The organism is Lysobacter sp. DMC97 (genome assembly GCF_056313745.1).
The window spans coordinates 87,215-110,801 of record NZ_JBQUZR010000008.1 but is presented as its reverse complement, the minus strand read 5'-3'; the positions used below and the strand labels follow the sequence as shown (position 1 = coordinate 110,801).

At 70.3% G+C, this 23,587-nt stretch carries 27 protein-coding genes; 14 read left to right on the top strand and 13 right to left on the bottom strand.

The annotated features are described in order from the left end of the window. Positions 1 to 2 precede the first annotated feature (2 nt). Entirely contained in the window at positions 3 to 764 is a 762-nt protein-coding gene (locus tag ACT53Q_RS17385) for a DUF3108 domain-containing protein (RefSeq protein ID WP_476187915.1), read from the top strand. 58 nt (positions 765 to 822) lie between these two features. Beyond that, positions 823 to 1,524, top strand: coding sequence for a DUF3108 domain-containing protein (locus tag ACT53Q_RS17380; protein ID WP_476187914.1), 702 nt, complete (start codon positions 823 to 825; stop codon positions 1,522 to 1,524). A 22-nt stretch (positions 1,525 to 1,546) separates the two neighbouring features. On the opposite strand, the gene ACT53Q_RS17375 is transcribed toward ACT53Q_RS17380, so the two are convergent. The 4 genes from ACT53Q_RS17375 to ACT53Q_RS17360 form a co-directional block, all read right to left on the bottom strand. Next, complete coding sequence (locus tag ACT53Q_RS17375; protein WP_476187913.1) at positions 1,547 to 2,437, bottom strand: ADP-ribosylglycohydrolase family protein; 891 nt, start codon at positions 2,435 to 2,437, stop codon at positions 1,547 to 1,549. A gap of 88 nt (positions 2,438 to 2,525) precedes the next feature. Next, entirely contained in the window at positions 2,526 to 3,785 is a 1,260-nt protein-coding gene (gene murA, locus ACT53Q_RS17370; RefSeq protein ID WP_476187912.1) for a UDP-N-acetylglucosamine 1-carboxyvinyltransferase, read from the bottom strand. Between the two features lie 78 nt (positions 3,786 to 3,863). Continuing rightward, positions 3,864 to 4,193 carry a hypothetical protein gene (locus tag ACT53Q_RS17365; RefSeq protein WP_476187911.1) on the bottom strand — a complete coding sequence of 110 codons (330 nt, stop codon included), beginning with the start codon at positions 4,191 to 4,193 and terminating at the stop codon, positions 3,864 to 3,866. Between the two features lie 50 nt (positions 4,194 to 4,243). Further along, positions 4,244 to 4,474, bottom strand: coding sequence for a BolA family protein (locus ACT53Q_RS17360; RefSeq protein ID WP_476187910.1), 231 nt, complete (start codon positions 4,472 to 4,474; stop codon positions 4,244 to 4,246). Positions 4,475 to 4,608: 134 nt separating this feature from the next. Here ACT53Q_RS17360 and ACT53Q_RS17355 point away from each other — a divergent pair, with 134 nt between their 5' ends. The 9 genes from ACT53Q_RS17355 (at position 4,609) to rapZ (ending at position 12,155) form a co-directional block, all read left to right on the top strand. After that, positions 4,609 to 5,643, top strand: coding sequence for a KpsF/GutQ family sugar-phosphate isomerase (locus tag ACT53Q_RS17355; protein WP_476187909.1), 1,035 nt, complete (start codon positions 4,609 to 4,611; stop codon positions 5,641 to 5,643). Positions 5,644 to 5,645: 2 nt separating this feature from the next. After that, entirely contained in the window at positions 5,646 to 6,218 is a 573-nt protein-coding gene (locus ACT53Q_RS17350; protein ID WP_476187908.1) for a KdsC family phosphatase, read from the top strand. Continuing rightward, the gene (gene lptC, locus ACT53Q_RS17345) at positions 6,215 to 6,775 is read left to right on the top strand and encodes an LPS export ABC transporter periplasmic protein LptC (protein WP_476187907.1); all 561 of its coding nucleotides are present in this window, start codon (positions 6,215 to 6,217) and stop codon (positions 6,773 to 6,775) included. Before ACT53Q_RS17350 ends, lptC begins: the two co-directional genes overlap by 4 nt. Positions 6,776 to 6,797: 22 nt before the next feature. Further along, positions 6,798 to 7,361 (top strand): lipopolysaccharide transport periplasmic protein LptA, encoded by a 564-nt coding sequence (lptA, locus tag ACT53Q_RS17340; protein ID WP_476187906.1) that lies wholly within the window; start codon positions 6,798 to 6,800, stop codon positions 7,359 to 7,361. Further along, entirely contained in the window at positions 7,361 to 8,080 is a 720-nt protein-coding gene (gene lptB / locus ACT53Q_RS17335; RefSeq protein WP_476187905.1) for an LPS export ABC transporter ATP-binding protein, read from the top strand. Before lptA ends, lptB begins: the two co-directional genes overlap by 1 nt. A 214-nt stretch (positions 8,081 to 8,294) precedes the next feature. After that, positions 8,295 to 9,728 carry an RNA polymerase factor sigma-54 gene (locus tag ACT53Q_RS17330; protein WP_476187904.1) on the top strand — a complete coding sequence of 478 codons (1,434 nt, stop codon included), beginning with the start codon at positions 8,295 to 8,297 and terminating at the stop codon, positions 9,726 to 9,728. Between the two features lie 214 nt (positions 9,729 to 9,942). After that, on the top strand, positions 9,943 to 10,266 hold the full coding sequence (gene hpf / locus ACT53Q_RS17325; RefSeq protein WP_476187903.1) for a ribosome hibernation-promoting factor, HPF/YfiA family: 324 nt from the start codon (positions 9,943 to 9,945) through the stop codon (positions 10,264 to 10,266). Between the two features lie 60 nt (positions 10,267 to 10,326). Then, a complete protein-coding gene (hprK, locus tag ACT53Q_RS17320; protein WP_476187902.1) occupies positions 10,327 to 11,274 on the top strand; it encodes an HPr(Ser) kinase/phosphatase in 948 nt (315 codons plus the stop codon). Further along, positions 11,271 to 12,155: an RNase adapter RapZ gene (gene rapZ, locus ACT53Q_RS17315; RefSeq protein ID WP_476187901.1), complete on the top strand. Its 885-nt coding sequence runs from the start codon at positions 11,271 to 11,273 to the stop codon at positions 12,153 to 12,155. The genes hprK and rapZ overlap by 4 nt, the downstream gene beginning before the upstream one ends. Positions 12,156 to 12,209: 54 nt before the next feature. Here the strand turns inward: rapZ and ACT53Q_RS17310 are convergent, their stop codons facing one another. The 3 genes from ACT53Q_RS17310 to ACT53Q_RS17300 all read right to left on the bottom strand — a co-directional run bounded on the left by ACT53Q_RS17310 (position 12,210) and on the right by ACT53Q_RS17300 (position 15,248). Then, positions 12,210 to 13,358 carry a hypothetical protein gene (locus tag ACT53Q_RS17310; protein WP_476187900.1) on the bottom strand — a complete coding sequence of 383 codons (1,149 nt, stop codon included), beginning with the start codon at positions 13,356 to 13,358 and terminating at the stop codon, positions 12,210 to 12,212. Positions 13,359 to 13,579: 221 nt separating this feature from the next. Continuing rightward, positions 13,580 to 14,275, bottom strand: a complete 696-nt coding sequence (locus ACT53Q_RS17305) for a GNAT family N-acetyltransferase (RefSeq protein ID WP_476187899.1) — start codon at positions 14,273 to 14,275, stop codon at positions 13,580 to 13,582. Positions 14,276 to 14,306: 31 nt separating this feature from the next. Continuing rightward, positions 14,307 to 15,248, bottom strand: a complete 942-nt coding sequence (locus tag ACT53Q_RS17300; protein ID WP_476187898.1) for a hypothetical protein — start codon at positions 15,246 to 15,248, stop codon at positions 14,307 to 14,309. Positions 15,249 to 15,371: 123 nt separating this feature from the next. Between ACT53Q_RS17300 and ACT53Q_RS17295 the strand changes: the two genes are divergently transcribed. After that, on the top strand, positions 15,372 to 15,959 hold the full coding sequence (locus ACT53Q_RS17295) for a PH domain-containing protein (protein ID WP_476187897.1): 588 nt from the start codon (positions 15,372 to 15,374) through the stop codon (positions 15,957 to 15,959). Here ACT53Q_RS17295 and ACT53Q_RS17290 read toward each other — a convergent pair. From ACT53Q_RS17290 to ACT53Q_RS17280, 3 genes are all read right to left on the bottom strand, one after another. After that, complete coding sequence (locus ACT53Q_RS17290) at positions 15,956 to 17,596, bottom strand: hypothetical protein (RefSeq protein ID WP_476187896.1); 1,641 nt, start codon at positions 17,594 to 17,596, stop codon at positions 15,956 to 15,958. The genes ACT53Q_RS17295 and ACT53Q_RS17290 overlap by 4 nt on opposite strands. A gap of 39 nt (positions 17,597 to 17,635) precedes the next feature. Next, positions 17,636 to 18,493, bottom strand: coding sequence for an exonuclease/endonuclease/phosphatase family protein (locus ACT53Q_RS17285; protein WP_476187895.1), 858 nt, complete (start codon positions 18,491 to 18,493; stop codon positions 17,636 to 17,638). A gap of 220 nt (positions 18,494 to 18,713) precedes the next feature. Further along, complete coding sequence (locus ACT53Q_RS17280) at positions 18,714 to 19,463, bottom strand: rhomboid family intramembrane serine protease (RefSeq protein ID WP_476187894.1); 750 nt, start codon at positions 19,461 to 19,463, stop codon at positions 18,714 to 18,716. Positions 19,464 to 19,655: 192 nt separating this feature from the next. On the opposite strand from ACT53Q_RS17280, the gene ACT53Q_RS17275 reads away from it, so the two are divergent. Further along, positions 19,656 to 20,540 carry a lysostaphin resistance A-like protein gene (locus ACT53Q_RS17275; RefSeq protein WP_476187893.1) on the top strand — a complete coding sequence of 295 codons (885 nt, stop codon included), beginning with the start codon at positions 19,656 to 19,658 and terminating at the stop codon, positions 20,538 to 20,540. A gap of 40 nt (positions 20,541 to 20,580) precedes the next feature. Here ACT53Q_RS17275 and ACT53Q_RS17270 read toward each other — a convergent pair whose 3' ends face one another. From ACT53Q_RS17270 to ACT53Q_RS17260, 3 genes are all read right to left on the bottom strand, one after another. Next, entirely contained in the window at positions 20,581 to 21,159 is a 579-nt protein-coding gene (locus tag ACT53Q_RS17270) for a hypothetical protein (protein ID WP_476187892.1), read from the bottom strand. Positions 21,160 to 21,253: 94 nt separating this feature from the next. After that, positions 21,254 to 21,757 carry a hypothetical protein gene (locus ACT53Q_RS17265; RefSeq protein ID WP_476187891.1) on the bottom strand — a complete coding sequence of 168 codons (504 nt, stop codon included), beginning with the start codon at positions 21,755 to 21,757 and terminating at the stop codon, positions 21,254 to 21,256. Beyond that, the gene (locus tag ACT53Q_RS17260; RefSeq protein WP_476187890.1) at positions 21,754 to 22,641 is read right to left on the bottom strand and encodes an endonuclease/exonuclease/phosphatase family protein; all 888 of its coding nucleotides are present in this window, start codon (positions 22,639 to 22,641) and stop codon (positions 21,754 to 21,756) included. The genes ACT53Q_RS17265 and ACT53Q_RS17260 overlap by 4 nt, the downstream gene beginning before the upstream one ends. 126 nt (positions 22,642 to 22,767) lie before the next feature. On the opposite strand from ACT53Q_RS17260, the gene ACT53Q_RS17255 reads away from it, so the two are divergent. After that, positions 22,768 to 23,514 (top strand): GDSL-type esterase/lipase family protein, encoded by a 747-nt coding sequence (locus ACT53Q_RS17255; protein WP_476187889.1) that lies wholly within the window; start codon positions 22,768 to 22,770, stop codon positions 23,512 to 23,514. Positions 23,515 to 23,587: the final 73 nt, after the last annotated feature.

Here is a 23,587-nt window from a genome sequence, read left to right as displayed (position 1 = left end):
TCATGCGCCCGCTCGCCGCCCGCCTCGTCTCCACCCTCGCCCTCCTTGCGCTGCTGCCGACCGCCGCGGCGTCGGCGCAGGCCATGGCGACGGCGCCGGTCGAGGCCGCGACGCCCGTCCGCACGCTCATTCCCTTCACCGCCCGCTACGAAGCCGCCTACCACGGCAAGGCCGCCGGCGACGCCACGCTGGCGCTGGTCCGCGGCAACGCGTCGCAGTGGCGGGTGGACCTCGGCATCACGGGCCGCCGCGGCATGCTCGGCGTGCTCGGCCTCAACGTGCAGCAGAGCACCGCGTTCGACGTGATCGGCGACGCCTATCGCCCGCTGGGCCAGAGCACGGTGCGCAAGGGCCTGTTCCTCGGCAAGACCGTCACCGGCCGCTACGACTGGGCCCGCGGCACGGCGCAGTGGACGGGCAACCTCAAGGCCCGCCACCGCCAGCCGGTGCCGCTGCAACCCGGCGACATGAGCGGCCTGCTGATCAATCTCGCGATCGTGCGCGACGCCCGGCCCGGCGCGGTGCTGCACTATCGCTTCGTCGAAGCCGGCCGCGTCCGCGACCATGTCTACCAGGTCGCTGCCACGCCGGAGACGATCGCCGTCGGGGAGCTGACCTTCTCCGCACTGCGGGTCGCGCGCACCAACGCCGACGGCGACGAGACCGTGGTCTGGGTCGCCGAAGGCGTGCCGACGCCGGTGCGGATCCTCCAGCGCGAGGACGGCGCCGACGCCATCGATCTGCGTTTGATGGAATATCGCTGAGCCCGCCCCCACACCGCTCCCACACCGAGTCCGGACTCGACCTCCCCCAAGGATGCCCATGACCTCGCACCGTGTTCCCGTCGCCCTCCGTGGCCTCGCCCTCGCCGCCGCCGTGTTCGGCACCGCCGCAGCGCGCCCCGCGCACGCGCTCGAAGCCTTCGCCGCCGACTACGAAGCCAGCTACATGGGCCTGTCGGCGAAGGGCCGCATGACCATCGAGCCGCAGGCCGGCAACCAGTGGAAGTACACGCTGAAGGTCAGCAACCAGGTCGCGCAGCTGACCCAGGTCACCGTGTTCGAGGACCGCAACGGCCAGTGGCGCCCGCTGTCGGGCACCGACGCCTCGCTGTTGCTGATCAAGAAGATCCGCCGCAACGCCGTCTACGACTGGAGCGCCGGACAGGCGCGCTGGAGCGGCGACGTGAAGCCCGAACGCGCCGGCCCGGTCGCCCTGCAGGCCGGCGACGTCGACGCGCTGCTGCTGAACCTCGCCATCGCCCGCGACGCGCAGGCCGGCAAGCCGCTGCGCTACCGCATGGTCGACGAAGGCCGCGCGAAGGCGATGCAGTTCAGCGTCGCCGGCAAGGAAAATCTGACCATCGGCGGCAAGGCGCAGCCAGCGACGAAGCTGGTCAGCACCAACGGCAACAAGCAGATGTTCGTCTGGGTGGTCGACGGCCTGGAACTGCCCGCGCGCATCCTGCAGCGCAAGGACGGCAAGGACGACATCGACCTGCGGATCCTCGCGCTGCCGAAGTAAGCCCGGCGACGAGCGGCAGACATCAAATCCCCGGCGAGATCTCGCTGGGGATTTGCCAACCGGGCAGTGGCTCCCGTGCCTCCCGCCATGACGGTGGCATGCCCTGGATACCGACCCGACAGGCCACGACGCCCCCAACGATCGCGCACAAGGTGTCGCGATCGCCACCCGCCGACAGGGCCAGCCACAATGCCTGCTCGTAATCTTCCAGCGACTGCGCGCAACACCAGAGCGCATAAGGCACGGTGTCCTGCGCGGCCATCGTCGTGCCGTTCCCCAAGAGGTTTGAGGCATGCGTACGGGAAGAAACACCGTGGAGATCCAGTCCACGCGTGAGTTTCGACCGCACTTCGCCGCCAGGCAGGCGATCGATGATTCCGGAGAGGAAGACATCCGCCGAAATCGAGTCTCCCTGCTCGCGGAAACGGCAGGCCTGCGCGGCCGCAAGCGACACGGCGACGGCACCAGAGACAGCTTCCGGATGCGCATGTGTCACTTCAGCGCTGGCGCGGGCCTCCGACACGGCACGGGCAAGGTCGTCGTGAAAGAAGGCGCCTACGGGCGCCGCACGCATCGCCGCGCCGTTACCAAATGACCCGAGTCCGCCGAACGCGCTACGCGTGACCTCGCGCCAATCCTCGCCTTGGGCGATGCGCGCGAGGACGCGGTGCATCGACGGACCGTAGGCGCGATCGTAGCTGTAGCGAACAGCGAAGCTTTCGGCCAACGCATCCTGCTCGATGCGCCCGTGTCGCGCCAGAATCCGAACGACGGAAAGAGACATCTCCGTGTCGTCCGTGTAATACCAGGGTGCTTCGGGAACAACGGCTTCGGCAGCCCGATCCGTCCACGCAGGATCGAAGAAACACTGGCCGAACGCATCCCCGACCGAAAGCCCCTCCAGCGAAAGCATTGCCCACTGCAACGGGCTGTCTGGCAGTGTCGCGACCGGTGGCGCTACCGTCGACATTCTGTAGACGATCGCAAGGGTCAGCGCGTGCTCAGTCGACGCGCCGGATCTTCGCGCCCAGCCCCGACAGCTTTTCCTCGATGCGCTCGTAGCCGCGATCGAGGTGGTAGATGCGATCGATCGTGGTGTCGCCGTCGGCGACGAGGCCGGCGAGGATCAGCGACGCCGACGCGCGCAGGTCGGTCGCCATCACCGGCGCGCCGCCCAGTTGCTCGCGGCCGCGGACGATCGCGGTGTGGCCGTCGATGCGGATGTCGGCGCCCAGGCGCAGCAGTTCCTGCACGTGCATGAAGCGGTTCTCGAAGATCGTCTCGCTGATCACGCCGACGCCGTCGGCCACGCAGTTCAGCGCCATGAACTGCGCCTGCATGTCGGTGGGAAAGCCCGGGTGTGGTGCGGTGGTGATGTCGACCGCCTTCGGCCGCTTGCCGTGCATGTCGAGGGTGATGGTGTCGCCTTCCTCGACGACCTCGGCACCGGCCTCGACCAGCTTGTCGATCACCGCGTCCAGCGTGTCCGGGCGCGCGGCGCGGCAGACGATGCGGCCGCCGGTCATCGCCGCGGCGACGAGGAAGGTGCCGGTCTCGATGCGGTCGGCGACCACATCGTGGCGCCCGCCTTCCAGCCGCTCGACGCCGTGCACGGTGATGCGGTTGCTGCCGGCGCCCTCGATCTTCGCGCCCATCGCGATCAGGCACTCGGCCAGGTCGACGATCTCCGGCTCCATCGCCGCGTTCTCGAGCACGCTGGTGCCGTCGGCGAGCGCCGCGGCCATCAGCACGTTCTCGGTGGCGCCCACGCTGACCATGTCGAACACCACGCGGCCACCCTTCAGGCGTTCGGCCTTCGCCTTGATGAAGCCGTGGTCGACGCTCACATCGGCGCCCAGCGCCTGCATGCCCTTGATGTGCTGGTCGACCGGCCGCGAACCGATCGCGCAACCGCCCGGCAGCGACACTTCGGCCGCGCCGTGCTTCGCCAGCAGCGGGCCCAGCACCAGCACCGACGCGCGCATGGTCTTCACCAGTTCGTACGGCGCGACGTGGCTGTGCACGCTGCGTGCATCCACGCGCACGACGCCGGCGTCGCGGTCATGGTCGACCTGCGCGCCGAGTTCGCGCAGCAGCTTGATCGTGGTGACCACGTCGTGCAGGTACGGCACGTTGCCGATCTCGACCGGGCCGTCGGCAAGCAACGTCGCGCACAGGATCGGCAGGACGGCGTTCTTGGCGCCGGAGATGCGGACTTCGCCCTGGAGCGGGGCGCCGCCGGTGACGACGATTTTCTGCATGGAAGTGGGGTTCGTGCGGGAATGGGAGGGAACGGCGGGATGCGGTCTGCGGAAGGTGCGCGGCGACGTGCGCCGCGTTCACATCTTTCCGAAGAAGCGCGAGATGTCGAAGTACACGGTGTGCTTCGTGCCGTCCCTGGCAGTGAATTCGATGGCGTCGTAGACGTGGTCGCCGGAGGGCGTCAGCAGGCTCTGGTTGACGATCTGCGCACCGGGGAAGTGCGCGCGCAGCCAGGCGTATTCGGCGGCGACACCGTCGGCTTCATTGGTGGCGTCGATCATCACTGCCGTCGCCATCGACGCGCCATCGCCACCGACCATGACCGCAGATGCGGCGGCCGGCGCCGGGGACATCGTCCGGCAGCCGGCAAGCGCCAGCAGCAGGAACATCGCGATCACGAAGCGCATGCGGACTCCCGGAAACGATGGCAAGGGCGGGACGCGGGCGGCGCGCGGGTTCAGCCGGCTTCCGCGGGGGTCAGCGTCTTCAGCGACAGCGCGTGGATCTCGTTGCCCATCAGGGTGCCCAGCGTGGCGTAGACCATGCGGTGGCGGGCCAGCGGCAGCTTGCCCTGGAAGGCCTCGGACACCACCAGCGCCTCGAAATGCACCCCGTCGTCGCCGAAGACCCGCGCTTGCGCGCCGGGCAGTCCCTGTTCGATGAGCTGGCGGATGGCGTCTGGGGTCATGGCGGGGTGTCGGTCGGGGAGGCGTCGGAGGGGGCCCATCGGGCAAGTCGCGCATTCATCGGCCGTCCGGGCAAACCTGAATGGCGGTGCGTAGAATGGGCCGCCCAGCTTAACGGAAAGCCGCCGGCTCCCCAATGGCGACGCCCCGCCCGACCGCCTCCGCGCCCGTTCCCGTCCCTGCCTCCGACGCCACGCTGGCCGCCAGCGGCCGGCGCGTGTTCGAGGTGGAGCGCGACGGTCTGGCCGCAGTGGCGGCACGGATCGACGACCCGACCTCCGGTGGCGCCTTCGCCGCCGCCTGCCGGACGATCCTCGCCTGCACCGGCCGCGTGGTCTGCATGGGCATGGGCAAGTCGGGCCACGTCGCCCGCAAGATCGCCGCCACCCTCGCCTCCACCGGCACCCCGGCCTTCTACGTCCACCCGGGCGAAGCCGGCCACGGCGACCTCGGCATGATCACCGACCGTGACGTGGTGCTGGCGCTGTCCTACTCGGGCGAATCCGACGAGATCCTGATGCTGCTGCCGGTGCTCAAGCGCCAGGGCAACCGCCTGATCGCGATGACCGGCCGCCCGCAGTCGACGATGGCCCGCGAGGCCGACCTCCACCTCGACGTGAGCGTGCCGGCCGAGGCCTGCCCGCTGGCGCTGGCGCCGACCAGCAGCACCACCGCGTCGCTGGCGATGGGCGACGCCCTCGCCGTCGCGCTGCTGGAAGCGCGCGGCTTCACCTCCGAGGATTTCGCGCGCTCGCATCCCGCGGGTGCGCTCGGCCGCCGCCTTCTGCTGCACATCGCCGACGTGATGCATACCGGCGATGACGTCCCCCGCGTCGGCCCCGACGCCACCCTCGCCGACGCGCTGCTGGAGATGAGCCGCAAGCGCCTCGGCATGACCGCGGTGGTCGACGACGCCGGCGGCCTGCTCGGCCTCTACACCGACGGCGACCTGCGCCGTTCGCTGGCCGATCCCGCCACCGACGTGCACACGACGCCGATCGACCGGGTCATGACCCGCGCGCCGGTGGTCATCGACGCCGACGCACTGGCGGTGGAAGCCGCGCAGCTGATGGAAGCGCACAAGATCAACGCGCTGCTGGTCGTCGACGGCGACCGTCGCGTGGTCGGCGCGCTGAACATCCACGATCTGCTGCGCGCGCGGGTGGTGTGAGGATGACGCTCACGATCCCGGCGCACCTCGCCGACCTCGACGACACCCTCGTGGCCCGCGCCGCGCGGATCCGGCTGGCGTGCTTCGATGTCGACGGCACGCTCACCGACGGCCGCCTCTTCCTCGACGCCGACGGCCGCGAGCTGAAGGCCTTCCACGTGCATGACGGCCAGGGCCTGGTGCTGCTGCGCAAGGCCGGGATCGAGGTCGCCTTCATCACCGCGCGACGCAGCGAAGTCGCGGCGCGCCGGGCCGAGGAACTGGGCGTGCGCGCCCACATCGGCGTGAAGGACAAGCTCGGCTGCGTGCAGGCGCTGTGCGCCGAGCTAGGCATCGACACCGGGATGGTCTGTTTCATGGGCGACGACCTGCCCGACCTGCCGGTCATGCGCGCCTGCGGTCTCGCGGTCTCTCCCGCGGACGCCCACGCCACCACCCGCGCCGCCGCGCACTGGCGCACGAGCGCCCGCGCCGGCCGCGGCGCCGCGCGCGAGCTGTGCGACCTGCTGCTCGCGGCGCAGGGCCATTTCCCGGTCGACATGGCGCCCACCGGCATCACCGGGGACCGCGCATGAACTGGCGGCCGATCCTCGTCCTGCTGCTCATCGCCGGCGCGGCGCTGGCCGGTTGGGCGGTGTGGCGGCACCGTGCGCCGCAGGCCCTGGCCACGGGCCCGGCCGACCGCCCGGACTACGTGCTGGAGGACTTCGAACTGGTCGCGCTGAACGCCGACGGCCGCGAATCCTTCACCCTGCGTGCGCCGACGCTGGCGCGTCGCCCCGGCGACCAGACGATGAACCTGACCACGCCGGTGTTCTTCGTGCCCAACGGCGAAGGCCGCTACTGGGACATCCGCAGCAAGACCGGCTGGGTCAGCGCGGACCAGAAGGAAATCCGCCTGCTCGGCGAGGTCAAGGCCAACGGTCCGAGCGACGAACTGCGACCGGTGACCATGAACACCGAGCGCCTGAACGTCTATCCGCAGCAGAACCGCGCCAGCACCGACGCCGTCGTGACCATCGTCCAGCCCGGTTCTATACTCCGGGGTCGCGGTTTCGCGGTGTCCACGACCACCAAACGCTACGTGTTCCGATCCGAGGTCCAGTCCACCCATGCGCCGAGCCCACGCTGATTCCCTCCTCCGTACCCGTCGCATGCACCGCCGCACGCGCGTCGTCGCGGCGCTCGCGGTGGCCATGCTCGCGCTCGGCGCAGGCAGCGCGACCGCGCGCGATTCGGACCGCAACCAGAACATGAACATCGCCTCCGCGCACAGCGAAGGCAGCCTCGACGACAGCGGTGTCTACACCTTCACCGGCGCCGTGGTCATCACCCAGGGCACGATGGAGATCCACGCCGACCGCGCCGACATCCATCGCGCCGGCGGCGATGTCTCCCGCGCCGAGCTCACCGGCAAGCCGGCGACGCTGAAGCAGCAGATGAACGACGGCACCTGGATGAACGCCAAGGCCGACCGCATCGACTACGACACCCGCAACGACGTCATCGTGCTCACCGGCAACTACACCGTGACCACGCCGCGCGGCAGCACCACGGGCCAGCGCCTGACCTACGACCTCAAGAACAGCCGGCTCGAGAGCGGCGGCAACAGCGGTCGCGTGAACATGACCTTCGTGCCGAAATCGGCGCAGAACGGCGGCACCGCGCCGGCGCCGAAGCCCGCACCGAAACCCGACGCGCCCAAGGGCAAGCCCTGATGCTGGTCGCCGAGGGACTGCGCAAGCGCTACAAGTCGCGCGAGGTCGTGCGCGATTTCGGTCTGAAGCTCGAAGCCGGCGAAGTGGTCGGCCTGCTCGGTCCGAACGGCGCCGGCAAGACCACCTGCTTCTACATGATCGTGGGCCTGGTGAACGCCGATGCCGGCCGCATCGTGCTGGACGGCCACGACATCACCGGCGAACCGATGTACGCCCGCGCCAAGCGCGGCGTCGGCTACCTGCCGCAGGAACCGTCGGTGTTCCGCAAGCTCAGCGTCGCCGACAACCTGCGCCTGGTGCTGGAACTGCGCCCGGACCTTGACGCCGACGGCCGCGAACGCGAGCTGGCATCGCTGCTGGAAGAACTGCAGGTCACCCACGTCGCCGAACAGATCGGCGCCAGCCTCTCCGGCGGCGAGCGCCGCCGCGTCGAGATCGCCCGCGCGCTGGCGGCCAAGCCGCGGATGATGCTGCTCGACGAACCCTTCGCCGGCGTCGACCCGATTTCCGTCGGCGAGATCCAGCGCATCGTCCGCCATCTCAAGAACCGCGGCATCGGCGTGCTGATCACCGACCACAACGTGCGCGAGACGCTGGGCATCTGCGACCGTGCCTACATCCTCAGCGAAGGCACCGTCCTCGCGCAGGGTGCGCCCGACGCACTCCTGGCCAATCCCGACGTGCGCCGCGTCTATCTCGGCGAATCGTTCCGCCTCTGAGTGTTCCGCCTCTGATTCCTGGCCGCATCGTCGGCCGACCGCCCTCGATCGATCTTCACCGACCTCGGCGCACCGACCGATCGAGTGCGCCAATGCGGATGCATGACCTCGCTTCGCCGGGTTGTGTCGTGCATCCCGGTCCACCGGACGCGGACTTTGCAAGAATCGCGCCAAGGGTTGCCCGGAGTGGCACGGGGGGGGCTAACATACGGACATGAAGGCGCGTCTTCAGACATCGCTGGGGCAACAGCTGGTCCTGACGCCGCAATTGCGGCAGGCCCTGCATTTGCTGCAGTTGTCGTCGCTCGAGCTGGAACAGGAGATCGCCGTCGCGGTCGAGAGCAATCCACTGCTCGACTGGGCCGAGAACGCCGAGGGCGAAGCGCCCGAAGGCATGCCGGAGCCGCCCGCCACGGCCGAATCGCAGGCCGCCGAGGAGCCCGCGCGCGAACAGGCCGAAACCGAAGCCGACGATGGCTGGGAGCCGCCCGACAACTGGAGCGCGACCGGCAGCGGCAGCGGCGACGACGACGGCCTCGATCCGATGGACCGGCTCACCCACGCCGAGTCGCTGCACGATCATCTGTCGTGGCAACTGCATCTCACCCGGCTGTCGCCGCAGGACCAGCGCATCGGCGCGGCGATCATCGACGCCGTCGACGACGACGGCTACCTGCGCGAACCGCTGGACGCGATCGCCGAAGCCCTGCTGCCGGACGTGCATGTCGGCACCGCCGAAATCCTGACCGTGCTGCACCAGATCCAGCGCTTCGATCCGCCCGGCGTCGCCGCGCGCGATCTGCGCGAGTGCCTGTCGCTGCAATTGCATGCGCTGGCGGACGACACGCCGGGACGCGTCGCGGCGCTGCGCATCGTCGAGGAGGCGCTGGAACGGCTGCCGAAACTCGGCATCGACGGTCTGGCGAGCGAGCTGCATCTTTCCGCCGACGATGCCGCCACCGCGATGCAACTGGTGCGCTCGCTGGACCCGCGTCCGGGCTCGCAGCTCGGCGGCATGAGCGCCGATACCTACATCACGCCCGACTGCGTGATCTGGCGCCACAACGGCCTGTGGCGCACGGCGCTGGCGGGCACCCAGTCGCGACTGACGATCCACCGCGGCTACGAGGGCATGATCCAGCACGCCAGCGCCAGCGACGCCGCCTACCTGCGCGGTCGCCTGCAGGAAGCACGCTGGCTGCTCAAACACCTGGAAGCGCGCGGCGACACGCTGCTCAAGGTCGTGCGCTGCCTGATCCGCCAGCAGTCGGGCTTCCTGGAATTCGGCGAGCAGGCGCTGCGCCCGCTCACCCTGCGCGAAGTCGCGACCGAGATCGGGTTGCACGAATCCACGGTCTCGCGCGCGATCGCACGCAAGTACGCACTCACGCCGCGCGGCACGCTGCCGCTGCGCAGTTTCTTCGCCTCGGGCATCGGCACCGAAGGCGGCGGCGAAGCCTCCAGCACCGCGATCCAGTCGATGATCCGGCGCCTGATCGAGGCCGAGAACCCGCGCAAGCCGCTGTCCGACGCCAAGCTCGCCGACACCCTGAAGGCCTCCGGCGTTCCGGTGGCGCGGCGCACGGTCGCGAAGTACCGCGAAGCGATGAACATCCCGGCCTCGCACGAACGCGTGCGCATGGCCTGAACGCGCGCGGCACGCCCTTGCGTCCGCGCCGTGCTGGGGTACCCTGTCGAAGCGGAGCATCGGAACGGACGACCCGCCCTTGTGCACCCCCCGTTCCGGCCCGATGTCTCCCATGAGGCGAGCGGCCGAGGCCGCCGCCCGCATCGCACGCCGGCGGGCCGGGGCCGGGATCGCGATGCGCGTCACACGCCCGGCTCAACAGAGGACACCGTCGATGCGTATCGAAACCCACGGCCACCAGATCGAAGTCACTCCCGCACTGCGCGATTACGTCGAAACCCGCTTCTCGCGCCTCAGCCGGCATTTCGAACACCCGATGGACATCATCCGCACCCAGCTGAGCATCGAGAAACCGCGTCACTGCGCCGAGGCGACGATCAAGCTCGCCGGCCGCACCCTGCACGCCGACGCCGAAGGCCAGGACATGTACGCCGCCATCGACCTGCTCGCCGACAAGCTTGACCGCCTGCTGATCAAGCACAAGGAAAAGCTGGTCGACCACCACCGCGGGGAAAGCCTCGCGCGCACCGCGGACTGACGTCCGTCCCGCCCGGCGGCGCCGTGCGCGTCGCCGGGCCCGCCCCTACCGCCTCCCGCCATGACTGCCAGCATCAGCGCGCGCGATCTGTTCGACCAGCAGCAGGAGCGCCTCGCGTTGCGCTGGGTCGCCGGGCAACGCGGCGAACACCGGCTCCTCGAAGCCGTCGATACCGTCGCCCGGCGTCCGTCGCTGGCCGGTTACCTCAACATCATCTATCCGAACAAGGTGCAGATCCTCGGCACCGAGGAACTCGCCTGGCTGGACGCGCTCGACGCGCGCCAGCGCTGGGAGACGATCGAGAAGATCATGCAGTTCCGCCCGCTGGCGATGGTCGTCAGTAAGGACCAGCGCTGTCCCGAGGACCTGCGTCAGGCCGCGGAGGAATCCGACACGCCGCTGTGGCTGTCGCCGCGCCGCGGCCACGAACTGTTCAACCACCTGCAATACCACCTCGCGCGCAAGCTCGCGCCGCGGCTCACCGTGCACGGCGTGTTCATGGAGATCTATTCCATCGGCGTGCTGATCACCGGCGAATCCGGCGCCGGCAAGAGCGAACTCGCGCTGGAACTGGTGACGCGCGGCCATCGCCTCGTCGCCGACGACGCGCCGGAATTCACCCAGATCGCGCCAGACGTGCTCGACGGTGCCTGCCCGGAACTGCTGCAGGACCTGCTGGAAGTGCGCGGCCTCGGCATCCTCAACGTGCGCCAGATGTTCGGCGACACCGCTGTGAAGCGGAACAAGTACCTGCGCCTGATCGTGCATCTCGCGCGCCCGCACCACGAGCCGCAATCGACCGGCATGGAGCGCCTGCTCGGCGATCTCGGTTCGCGCCGGCTGCTCGATCTCGACGTGCCCATGATCACCCTGCCGGTGATGCCCGGCCGCAACCTCGCGGTGCTGACCGAGGCCGCGGCGCGCGCGCACATCCTGCGGATCAAGGGCGTGGATCCGGCCGCGGCGTTCATGGCCCGGCATTCGCATTTCCTGGAGCGCGCCGAGTGAGCCTCGCCACTTCCGATCGCGGGTCCAGCCTGATCGTCGTCAGCGGCATGTCCGGCAGCGGCAAGTCGATCGCGCTGCACACGCTGGAAGACCTGGATTTCGACTGCGTCGACAACCTGCCGGCCGAACTGCTGCCCGACTTCGTGCGCAGCGCCACCGGCAAGAGCGACCTGCCGCAGAAACTCGCGGTCGGCATCGACGTGCGCAATCGCCAGACCGACCTGTCGAAGCTGCCGTCGTGGCTGTCGCAGGCCGGCGCGCTGGGGCTGGACACGAAGCTCGTGTTCTTCGACGCCACCGACGGCGTGCTGCTCAAGCGTTTCGCCGAGACCCGGCGCCGACATCCGCTGAGTCATCGTGGACTCGCGCTGGCCGAGGCGATCGAGGAAGAACGCCGGCTGCTGCGCCCGCTGCGCGCGCTGGCCGACGTCGTCGTCGACACCAGCGAGACCAACGTCCACCAGCTGCGGCGCCGTGTGATCACCGAACTCGGCCTCGGCGACGACCGCACGATCTCGCTGCTGTTCGAGTCGTTCGCGTACCGCCGCGGCGTGCCTGCCGACGCCGACTTCGTGTTCGACGCGCGCATGCTGCCGAACCCGCACTGGGACGCGCGCCTGCGCCCGCTGTCCGGCCGCGATCGCGAAGTGCGCGAGCACCTCGACGCCGACGCCGACGCGCAGGACTACGTGCGCCAGGTCGGCGCGTTCCTCGACCACTGGCTGCCGCGCATGCAGGGCGACACCCGCAGCTACATCACGGTGGCGTTCGGCTGCACCGGCGGGCGGCATCGCTCGGTGTATCTCGCCGAAACCCTCGCCGCGCATGCGCGCACGCACGGCTGGCCGGAAGTGGCGACGTTCCATCGCGAACTGGAGTGACCGCGTCGTTCCCGGACATGCCCGGGAACGACGGCAGCGATACGGCGCGACGACTCAGGCCGAAGCCGGCAATGCGGCGGGCCGGTTCCAGACCTGCGTCAGCTTCTGCACGTAGGTGTAGCCGAAGCTGGCATAACCGGAGAGCGGAACCGGTGACGTGCCGAGGCCGATCGAGAAGCAGAACCCCGCCGGCAGCGAATGATTGCGCGGCGCGATGCTCCAGTAGAAGGCGATCGTGACGTACGGGCCGATCGGGCACTTCGGCCCCAGCCCCCTGCCGGCCGACAGGTTGACGCCGACGGAGGCACCGCCGAAGCCCTTCGTGCCGGTCCAGAACACGTAGAACGACAGCCCGACGGAAACACCGGCGATCATGCCGATGTCGATGCTGCCGGTGCCGAACCAGCCGACTTCCCCGCCGCCGGTGATGTAGACCCCGGCCGCGCCGGACACGCCGAAAGTGACGCCCAATTGCCCGCCCAGGCCGATCGCGAGCAGCAAGTCGTTGGGATCGACCAGCGCATCCTGCGCCTGCAGCGCTTCGGCGCTCATCCGCACCGCCGTGATGTAGCCCTGCGCGTTGACCAGCCACAGCAGCGTGCGCGCGATGGTCGAGGTCGTCGGATCGTTCTGCACGAAACCGGGACGCGGCGCCGGATAGCGGCGTTCGGGCGCATTGCGGATCTCGGCGGCCATCTCCGGCGTGATGCCGTCGGCCTCGATCGTGCCGGGCTGCAGCAGGGGCCACGGCCTGGCGTAGACGATCCCCACCCGGCCGCCGATGGTGTCGTAGATCGGGAACCCGCACTTGAGCGTGGCCTCGACGAACAACTCGCAGCGCGTGGTGTCGACGCCCGCCGCGAGCGTCGCCACGTAGCCGCCGATGTCCGGCCCCACGATGCGGATCGTCGGACTCTGCGGGTTGATCGTCGCCGAGCCGAGATTCACGTTCTCCGTGAGCACCTTGAGCCGCATGCCCACCGTGATGCCGCGGCCATCGAGTACCCAGTACACGAAGAGCCCACCTACTGGGCCCAGATCGATGATCGGGAGTTCGCCGTTGCTCATGATCTCCGCGACCACGCGCGACTGTTGCCGCGGAATCGCCTGCAGCGCCTGCCTGTCGGGCAGTTGGTCGACATCGACGCCGGCCGCGAGCCACTCGGCGGGGATCTCTTCGAGACTGAAACGATCTTCGTTCATCGTGGCATCCTTCCTGGTGTGTTTGACGGTCGAGCCGGACCGTTGGCCGCTTCCCGCGGCGGTCGCAGACGATGTGTCGAATCCCCTTGCCGGTGTGCCTGTCTGTTCCCCCTGTGCAGCGGCGGGACCGCCGGCTCGCGACCGGCCCCGCATCGCGTCGTTCCCGGGCGGGAAGCGGCGCGAAACGCCAACGCCGTGACTCTACACCCGCGCGCCGGACTTCACGGCCTGCGCAGCGACCAGAACGGCACGTGGCTGCGCAGCCGGAAACCCATGTCTTCGTACAGGCCTTTCGCCCGCGCATTGGCAGGACTGACGTGCAGGTACGGCGTGCGGCCGGCGGCGAGCACGTCGTTGCTCAACCATGCGGTGAGCCGACGCGCGTAGCCGCGACCGAGGAAATCCGGATGCGTGCAGATCGCACTGAGTTCCTGGTGGCGATCGGTGGCCAGTCGTTCGCCGGCCATCGCCGCGAGGCGGCCGTCGACGTAGATCCCGAAGTAGCGCCCCAGTGCCAGCGTGCGTTCGCGGAAGTAGTGCGGGTAGACCAGTGCCGTCAACGCGAGCACGTCGTCGCGCTGCGCGTCGCCCAGCGGCACGATCGCCGGGCCGTCGGGCACCGGCATCGGTTCGGTGCGGATCATCTGCACGAGGTCGCCGTGGAAATCGAGGGTCATCCCCGCCGGCACGCGCGGCGCGACGCCGATCAGGTAGACGCTTTCGCCGGGCGCCAGCAGCGCAGCGAGCGCCGCATCCGCATCGACATCGGCATGCGCCACGCCGAGGAACGGCGCGTGGTCGGCGGGATAGCGCGCCACCGCATCCGTGCCGATCGCGAGGTGCGCGTGGCGGCCGCGCAGCGCGGACCAGAACGGGTTGTCGAGCTCGGAGGTATCGGAGATGGGATCGGTGGCCATGCAGCGAGCATAGCCGCCGCGCCGACCGGCGTCAGCGCGCCGCGGCCTTCGCCGGATCGTAGGCGCCGGTGCTGAAACGCCAGCCGACGACTGGCACGGTCTTCGGCTTCTTGCAGTCCTCGAACATCCCGACCACCTTCACCGTGGCGCTGCCGGGCGCGACCTCCAGCACGGTCGCGGTGGTGCCCCCGGGCGCCGGCGCGAGCGCGGTCAGTTCCATGCCCGGCGCGAGCCGGTCGTTCGCGCCGCGGTCCAGTGTCAACCGGTAGACGTGATTGCAGCCGAGCGACGCCATGCGTTCGCGTTTGGACTCGACATGGTCGACCGAACGCACCTGCGCTTCCAGCGGCTGGCGGCGCAGCAGCGCGAGGAACCGCGGCGGCAGCGTGGGCAGGCCGCTGACCGGCTTCTTCTCGTCGCCGTCGGCGAGCAGGAACATGCCGTGCATGTTGCGCCGCGGCTCGAACCCGCGATGCACCGCGTTGACGAAGGCGATCAGCTTCGCGTCGGGAATCAGGTAACGCCGCGCGCCCCAGCGCACGGCGTGGACGGTGTCGGGGAAACCGCCGAAGCCCGGCGTGTTCGGCGTGTCGTAGACGAAGCGCAGCGTGCCGTCGCGCGCCTCCACCCGGCCGCGATTGGCGCCGTAGAGACCGAGGCAGCCGTTCCAGGTCGCCGCCATGCCGGCGCGCGGGGACAGCGACAGCGCGATGTTCGCGCCGAGGCCGTCGCCCTCGTAGTACTCGCCCGCCCACGGATGCGGGCCCAGCTGCGCCAACTCCTTGCGGATCTCCGCGCGGCGACGTTCGGCGGCGTCGCCGTCTGGCTGCGCGGGCGCGGACCTGGCCGCAGCGGCGGAAGGCGGCTTCGGCGGCGCGGCGGGCGCACTGCACGCCACCAACAACAACGCGCAGGCGAGCGCCGGCAGGCGGACATCGCGGAGGATCGAGGCGGCGGACGCGGCAGGACGCATGGCAGGCTCCGTGGACGATGGCGGGATCGTGTCGAACGCGCCGGCGCCGCGAACGGGGTCGACGGAATTCGGATGCCGGGGGCGTGCATGTCAGAATCGCGATTTCCGCCGGACCCGCCGCCGATGACGCCGCTTCCTCCCACTGCCGCCTCCACGCAGGGCGCGGGCGCCCCGGTCGACGCCCCGGTGCTGCGCGCCGACTTCAACCCGCTGCTGCGCGCCTATCTCGTGGTCTACGTGGCCGGCATGCTGCTGATGACGGTCGTTCTCAGCCCGCTGGCGGTGGTGTGGGTGCTGGGGCCGGGCCAGTGGTGGGCGGGGCACTATTTCCGCGAACTGAAGTGCCAGCTCGACGACCGCGTGCTGAATTTCCGCAAGGGCATCCTCTTCCAGGTCGAGAAGACGGTGCCGCTGGAGAACATCCAGGACGTGACCTTCCTCGAAGGCCCGCTGCTGCGCCGCTTCGACCTGACCGTGCTGCGCATCGAGACCGCGGGCCAGAGCCCCGGCCAGGCGCACAACATGCAGTTGGCCGGCATCATCGACGCGCATCGGTTCCGCGACGAGATCCTGCGTCGCCGCGACCGCCTGCGTCGCGAACTGGCCGGCGCGCGCGCCGACCACGATGCGCTGCAGCTCGACGCGCTGCATGCGATCCGCGATCGTCTCGACGAGATCGCGACGCTGCTGCGCCGCGGACAGGATCGCTAACCGCCGTCGCGCACCAAAGCGACCACAACCTCCGCGCGCTCCAGCCGCACCTCGGCCTGCGCGAATCCGGGCACTTCGACGCGCACCATCGGCACGTTCGCGCCGTCGAGCACGAGGCGCCCTTCGCCGTCGCTGGTGACGGTGAGCGGCGGCACACCCCGCAGCGGCGCGAGCACCGCCACCGACGCGCCGCGCAGCGGCCGTCCGTCCGCAGTCAGATGCAGCACGACGCGATGCCCGCCGCCGGTATCGATGCGCGTGCGATAGCGCGCCGTGTCCGGGCGCACCTCGACCGCGGGGCTCGTCGCCATCCGCCACGGCGTGACGAGCGCCGCGACGCGCACGGGGCCGTCGCGATCCAGCGACACCGCGATGCCGCCGGCGAACGGCCGGAACGCATCGGCAGACGCATCGCGCCACCCGCCGCCCTCCCGACGTTGCAGCACGAAGACCGGGAACGGCGATTCCGCGCGCGGTCGCCGCGGCACGTCGATGCCGGGCGTGTCGACCATCAGCCAACGCAGCGGCTGCAGTTCGATCGTCTTCTCGACGGTGGCCGAAGGCGCATCACCCAGACGCACCTCCAGCGGAAGACGCTCGGGCCAGGTCGGCAACGCATCGACGAGGAACGACGGCGACGCCGGCGATGGGAACAACAATTGCAGCGACAGCGGCAACGATGCGTCGATGCCGTCGACGATGACCACGCCGCGCGCATCGGGCCGGAAGCGGCGCTCGCCGCGCGATGCATTCCAGACCAGCGTCGGCGCGGTCACCGGCGTGCCGCTGCCGCGCTCGACCAGCCGCAGTCGCAGCGTGGTCGACAGCGCCGCGCCGAGTTCGGTCGCGCCGGGATCGAGATCGACATCGAGGTAACGCCCGGCCGACAGGGTGATGCGACGACGCTCGCTTTCGACGCCGTCGATCACCGCGACCACGTCGACGTCGCCAGGCGGCAATGGCGCGATCGACGTCACTGAGGTGGCGTCGATCGGCAACGGCGTGTCGTCGTAGGCGTCGAGCAATGCGGGCCGCTCGCGCCGCATCAGCGGCTGCCAGTCGGCCTCCTGCGCAGCGCCTTCGACGCGCCGGAACAGCAGCCCCGCGCGCACGCCGGGCACGCGCGGCGCGCGCACGCGCAGCCCTGCGGCCACGCGCGGGCGCAACTGCGCGGGCACGTCCACACGGGCAAAGCGCGCCTCCCAGAAGCGCAGGCCGTCGGTGGCGCGCGCCTGCAGCACGTAGCGATCCGCCGGCGGCAGCGCGAGCGGACCGGCGACGACGCTGCCATCGGCCTGCGTCGTCGCGGCGACATCGATCCAGCGCACGACCTGCGCGAGATCGGCGAGTTCACCGGGACCGGCGCCCTCGCGACCGCCGCGCAGCCACGCGCGGTACGCGGCGAGATCGTCGGGCGACACATGGGCGATGCCGATCCGCACCGAACGCGGATCGGCCGACACGCCGCCATCGGGCAGCAATGCGATGCGGACGCCGTCGACGGCCTGCCCGTTCGCCGCTGCCTGCGTCGCGGTCGCGTCCGCGAACGATGGCGACACGTCCTGCGATGCGTTTCGCCACCACCACGCGAGCGACAGCACGCCGCCGAGCGCGAGCCCGGCGGCGAGCCATGCCATGCGCGATGGCGCGAACCGTCGACGCGACGCCATGCGGCGTCAGTCGGTATCGGCGGACGAATACAGCGAGAGGTAGATCGGCGCGTGATCGGACACGCCGTTGCGGAACGTGCACATGTCGGCGATGTAGTCGCGACCCGACGCCGAATACTCGGTGACGTAGCTGTTCTGCATCCAGAAATGGTCGTACGCGCTGGCGAAGGCGCAACTGGTGTTGATCGAGGTCAGCTCGTTGACGCGGTAGCTGACCACCGGCGACGACCCGGTCAGGCCGGTCCACCACGGCGAGGTGGCTTCGCGATTGTTGTCGCCGACCATGATCACGTCCTGGTCGCTGCTGCTGCCATTCTGCACGCTGTTGAAGACGCTGGCGATCTGCTGGATCTCGGCCTGGCGCTCGGCGGTGGTGCCGAACACGGTGTGCCAGTTGAGGAAGGTGTAGTCGGCGCCGGTCTGGATGTGGCGCACCTTCACGATCTGCGGCTCGCGCTCGAACTTGTCGCCGGTGTCGGCCCACACCGTGGACGACAGCACCTGCACGCGATCGGTGCGGAACAGCACCGCGTAGCGTTCCTTGTAGCTGGTGCGGCCGATGGCGTCGGTGACGCGGTAGTCCCAGGTGTAGCCGCTGACGCGGTTGAGCGCGGCGACCAGGTTGGCCGGCGTGTCGGCGTACATGATCTCCTGGCCGAACACCAGGTCGGCGCCGTTGGCGGCGGTACCGGTGCTGCCGAAGTTGTTCCAGATCTGGCGGGCGTAGGCGTCCCAGTCCTGCTGGCCGCTCCAGCCGGCATGCAGCATGTTCCAGGAGACCACGCGGAGATACGACTGGGCCGAGGCCTGCGCGGCGAACGCGAACAGGCAGACGGCGAGCAAGGCGGCGATGCGACGTTTCATGGAACCTCCCCGGAAAAGGCTGCCACGGATGGCATGGATGGATGGAAGACGCGCCAGTCTCGCTGCACGAGATGTCCGTCTCGTGTCGTGTCGGGTCCCCTGCCCCGGGCGCGTCCCTGCCGCCGGTCACGGGCGGGCGGCGGCATCATGGCCGGCGGCGGCCCGCGACGCACGCTGCAGCGCGACAGTGGCCGCAGTGCGACGGGGCGGGCGAAGCCGGTCAGCGCCGGCGGCGCATCCGCGCACGGCCGGTGCCGCGCTCCAGAGACTCGGGCCAGTAGCCCCACCAGCGGCTGCCGGTTTCCACGTGTTCGTAGCGGCGCATCACGCCCTGCACACGGGCGATCAGGCCCATCAGCAGGCCGCAGATCAGACCGATGCCGTGGGCGACGTAATTGACGCCGCCACCGTCGGGCAGATGGCCGGCATCGCGCAACGTGAACCACAGGTCGGCGCCCATCCACAGCACCAGCACGACCAGTGCGCGCACGGCGATCGTCTTCAACGGGAACACCAGCAGCATGATGCGGATGTCCATCTCGCGATCGTGGAACAGCATCGCGTAGGCACCGGCGATCGCGGAAATGCAGCCCGACGCGCCGATCGACGGAATGTCGGTACCGACGTTGTTGTGGACGTACAGCAGGTCGCCGAGCAGACCGCCGGCGAAATACAGCGCGAGGAACGGCAGCGGCCCGAGCGCGTCCTCCACCGCATCGCCGAACAGCCACAGGAACAGCAGGTTGCCGAGCAGGTGCAGGATGTCGGCATGCAGGAAGTCGGAGACGAGGAACTGGTACCAGCGCGCGCCGTCGGCGGGCAGGCCGTACTGCATCGTCAGCGCTTCACCGCCGTCCGGCAGCGACGCCATCCACGCGAACACCGCCGCGTTGAGCGCCATCAGCAGATACAGCGCCCAGGGCATGCGGCGAGTGCGGCTGTCCTGCTTCCACGGCAATAGCCACAGCATGCGGTTCCCCTCGTCCGCGCCCCGGAAACGGGGCTCATGCATGCTAGCGAATTCCGCGGCGCGGCAGGCTCACGGCCAAGCCGTGATGCAGGCCGGGTGACGAAGGTTGGGTGACGCATGGCGCGTGCCGGGGGATGCGCGACGCGGCACCATCACGGCATGGCCCGCCTCCGCCCCCGCACGCATGCTGCCATGGCCGCCCTGGTCGCGGTCGTCACGTATGCCGCCTCGCTGGCGGTGCTGCTGCGCGCACCGGACACCGACCTCGTCGAGCCGCTGTTCCTGCTGGCCTCGCTCGGCCTCGTCTTCCCCGCGCTGGCGTGGGCGCTCACGCGCCGGCCGCGTGCGACGACGGCACCGCTGTCGCCACCGCCGTCGCGGCTGGGCGGGCCGCTGCTGTATCTCGCGGTGTTCTCGGTGCTGGTGCTGGGCTGGGGCTTCGGTGCGATCGCCGCGCAGTGGCCCGACGAACCCGCGCAGTCGATCGCGAAGACGCTGGTGAAGCTGGCGACGATGGTCGCGCTGCCGGCACTGCTGTTCCTGCGCGACGAGCGCCGGCGCCCGCGCCCGCGCTTCGGCAGCGCGCGGCTGTGGATGATCTTCGCGACCATGGGCGTGGCGCTGCTCGCGTTCCAGGCGATGTTCGGCCGCGGCCTGATCACCTTGCGCGAACTCGCGCCCGACGCGGCGACGCTGGCGTGGGCGATCCCGCTGTGCTGGCTGTGGCAGGTGCTGGAAGCCGGCCTGTGCGAGGAAGTGCTGTTCCGGCGCGTGGTGCAGCAGCGCCTCGCCGATGCCACCGGGTCGACGACCGCGGCGGTGCTGTGGGCGTCCCTGCTGTTCGGCCTGGCGCACGCGCCCGGCCTGTACCTGCGCGGCGCGCACCTGATGGAAGGCGTCGCCACGGCCACGCCGCTGTGGGCGGCGGCCTATTCGATCGCGATCATCGCGCCGGCCGGCATCGTGTTCGGCGTACTGTGGGCACGCACGCGCTCGCTGTGGCTGGTGGTGCTGCTGCACGGCACGATGGACCTGCTGCCGCAACTCGCGCCGTTCATCCGCGACTGGCACGGCTGAGCGGACATCGGCGACGTCTTGCGTCAGTCGACGTCCCGCTTCAATCGACGCGGTAGACGCGCGCCTTCGGCAGGTCTTCGTCGACTTCCAGGAACCAGCGCCCCGCGACGCCCGGCACCAGCCGCACCTCGGGCGCATGCCGGGGCGCGGGCAGGCGCACGCTGCCCTTGAGCACCTTCCACTGCTGGCCGTTGTCGAGCGTGAACAGGTCGCCGGGCTGCCAGCCGGCGAGATCGCCGACGAGGTGCGCGCGGATCGGGCCGTCATCCAGACCGATGAAGCGACTTGCGCCGCGCGCGGGCTCGGCGGCGGCGGCTTCGCGACGCTGCGCGGCGGCCTCGATTTCGGCCTCGGCGCGGCCCTGCGCGCGTGCATCGATGGTCGCCTGCTGCACGGCCTGCTCGACCGCCTGCCCTTGCGCGTCGCGCAGCAGGCGGTTCAGCAGCGCCAGTTGCTCCGGCGACAGCGTGTCGAGGCCGGTGGCATGCCGCTGCTCCGGCGTAAGCCGGCGTTCGATGTCGACGTAGGGCGTGGACGCCGGCTCCGCCGCGCGCAGCGGCAGCGCCGCGCCCGAGAGGATGCCGAGGAGGAACAGGCAGCAGACGGCGATCGGGCGCATGGGCGGGCTCGGTGGAAGGAACGGACCGGCAGGATGCTGCAATTCGATGACAGCACGATGTCCGTCGTCGCGCGCGCCCCCTGCGTCACCGGGCTCAGCGCGCGCCGCGATGCGCATCCGCGAGGCGGCGGGCCGCCGCGTTGGCATCGCCGCCGCGCGTCACCGGCACGCTGCCCGACAACGCGCCGTCGGCACCGAGGCCGCGCACTTCCAGCGTCTCCGGTCGCGCGCCATCGCGGCGCAGGCGGACGATGATCGCGAACGGCACGCCGTCGGCCATGCGCCATTCGACCTTGCCGTGCGCGTCGTCGAAGATCCGCAGCGGCGCCTTCAGCCGCGCCTCGCCCGCGGCGTTCTCCACCGACAGCCAGATGTCCTCGGCCGAATAGAACACGAACAGGCGATCGCCGCCCGGACCGGTGCAGCGCAGCGCGTTGTCCTGCCCTTCCTCCAGTTCGGCCTCGGCGTAGGCGGGACGGCAGTCGTGCGCGAGATCGGTGTACGCGCTGTCGAACACCAGCCCCGCGTGCGCGGCGCCCGCGAGCAGGCCGGCGAGCGCGCCCGCGACGAAACCGGATGCGGTGCGATGGTGCTTCATGGCGTCTCCTTGGTCGATGCCGCCGCGTTGCGGCGCAGGACCGCCAGCACCGGGAAGTGATCGGACGGATAATGCGCGCCGCGATGCACGGTCTGCACCTCGACCGAACGCACGTCGAAGCCGCGGACGAGGATCCAGTCGATGCGCCGCTGCGGCTGGCCGCTGAAGGCATGGAACGTGCCTTCCGGGCCGCTTCGATGCGACGTGGTCTGCCAGGCATCGCGCAGGTCGGTCGTCAGCAGCGCGTGCGCGGCGCTGTCGTCGCCGGTGTTGAAGTCGCCGGTCACCACCACCGGCACGTCCTGCGGCAGCGCGCGGATGCGATCGAGCAGCGCCTGCGCGCAGCGCACGCGCACGGCCTCGTCCTCGTCGCGGTACGGGAAGTGCGTGTTGAGCAGATAGAACCGCGCGCCGTCGCGAGTCTCGAACAGGCCCCACGTGACCATGCGCGGATAGAGATTGCCCCAGCTGATGCTGCCGACCACGTCCGGCGTGTCGGAGAACCAGAAGTCGCCGGAGTCCACCAGCCGCAGCGCGTCGACGCGGTACAGCACGCCCATGTGTTCGTCGTCCGCACCGCCGCCGCGGCGTCCGCGCCCGAACCAGCGATAGCCGCGCAGGCCGGCCACCAGCGCATCGCCCTGCAGGCCGAACAGCTCCTGGGTGCCGACGAGGTCCGGGTGCGCGCGCCGGATCGTCTCGATCATCAGCGTGCGCCGCGCTTCCCAGCGGTTCTCGCCGTCCACGGCCACCGGCAGGCGCACGTTGAACGACATCACGCGCAGGTCGCGCGCATGGGCCGCGGTGCAGGCGCAGAGCAGCACCAGCGCGAACGCGATCGTGCGCAGCGCGCGACGGATGGGCAATGCGACGGACGACGGCATCGACGGTCTCCGGAACGCGGCGCCCGGGAGCGGGCCGCCCGCGAACCGGCTTTGTAGCACGCCCGGGCGACGCGGGCGTCCGCTTCGGACTATGCTCGCGCGCAGTCGCCATCCCCGGGAGTCCGCATGCCGCCGATCCGCCGCCGCACCTTCCTCGCCTGCGCCGCCGCGCTCGCCGTGCCCGCGCTGCCGCTGGCGCCCGCCGCCGCCGAACCGGGACGCGACGAGCGGCAGATGCTCGACGACTGGGGCTGGCTGTCGCGCTACGACGCCGACGACCGCCGCCTGATCGCCGCGGGACAGCGCATCGACACGGTGTTCCTCGGCGACTCCATCACCGAAGGCTGGCCGCGCCTGCGCCCGGATTTCTTCCCGCCGACGCGCGTGGGCCGCGGCATCAGCGGGCAGACCACGCCGCAGATGGTGCTGCGGCTGCCGTCGGACGTGCTGCGACTGAAACCGAAGCGCCTGCACCTGCTCGCCGGCACCAACGACGTCGCCGGCAATACCGGCCCGGTCGACGACGACACCATCGTCGCCAACCTCGCGATGATGATCGCGGTCGCGCAGGACGCGGGCATCGAGGTGCTGCTCGGCGCGATCCCGCCCGCCGCCGCGTTCGGCTGGCGGCCGGAACTGCGGCCGGCGGCGCGCATCATCGGTCTGAATCGACGCCTCGCGCAGCTCGCGCATGCGCGCCGTTGCCACTGGCTCGATTACCACCATGCGCTCGATGACGGCCAGGGCGGTTTGCGTGCTGACTTCTCCGAAGACGGCGTGCATCCGAACGCCGCGGGCTATGCCGCGATGGAAGCCCTTTGCGGCCCGCACCTCGCGAAAACGGCAAAGCGGACACGCACAGGACAACGCTGAACGTCGATCGCATCGCGCACCGCGGCCCGATGGCGCGCGTGTCCTGATCGACACGACTTCGGCGTTGGATTCG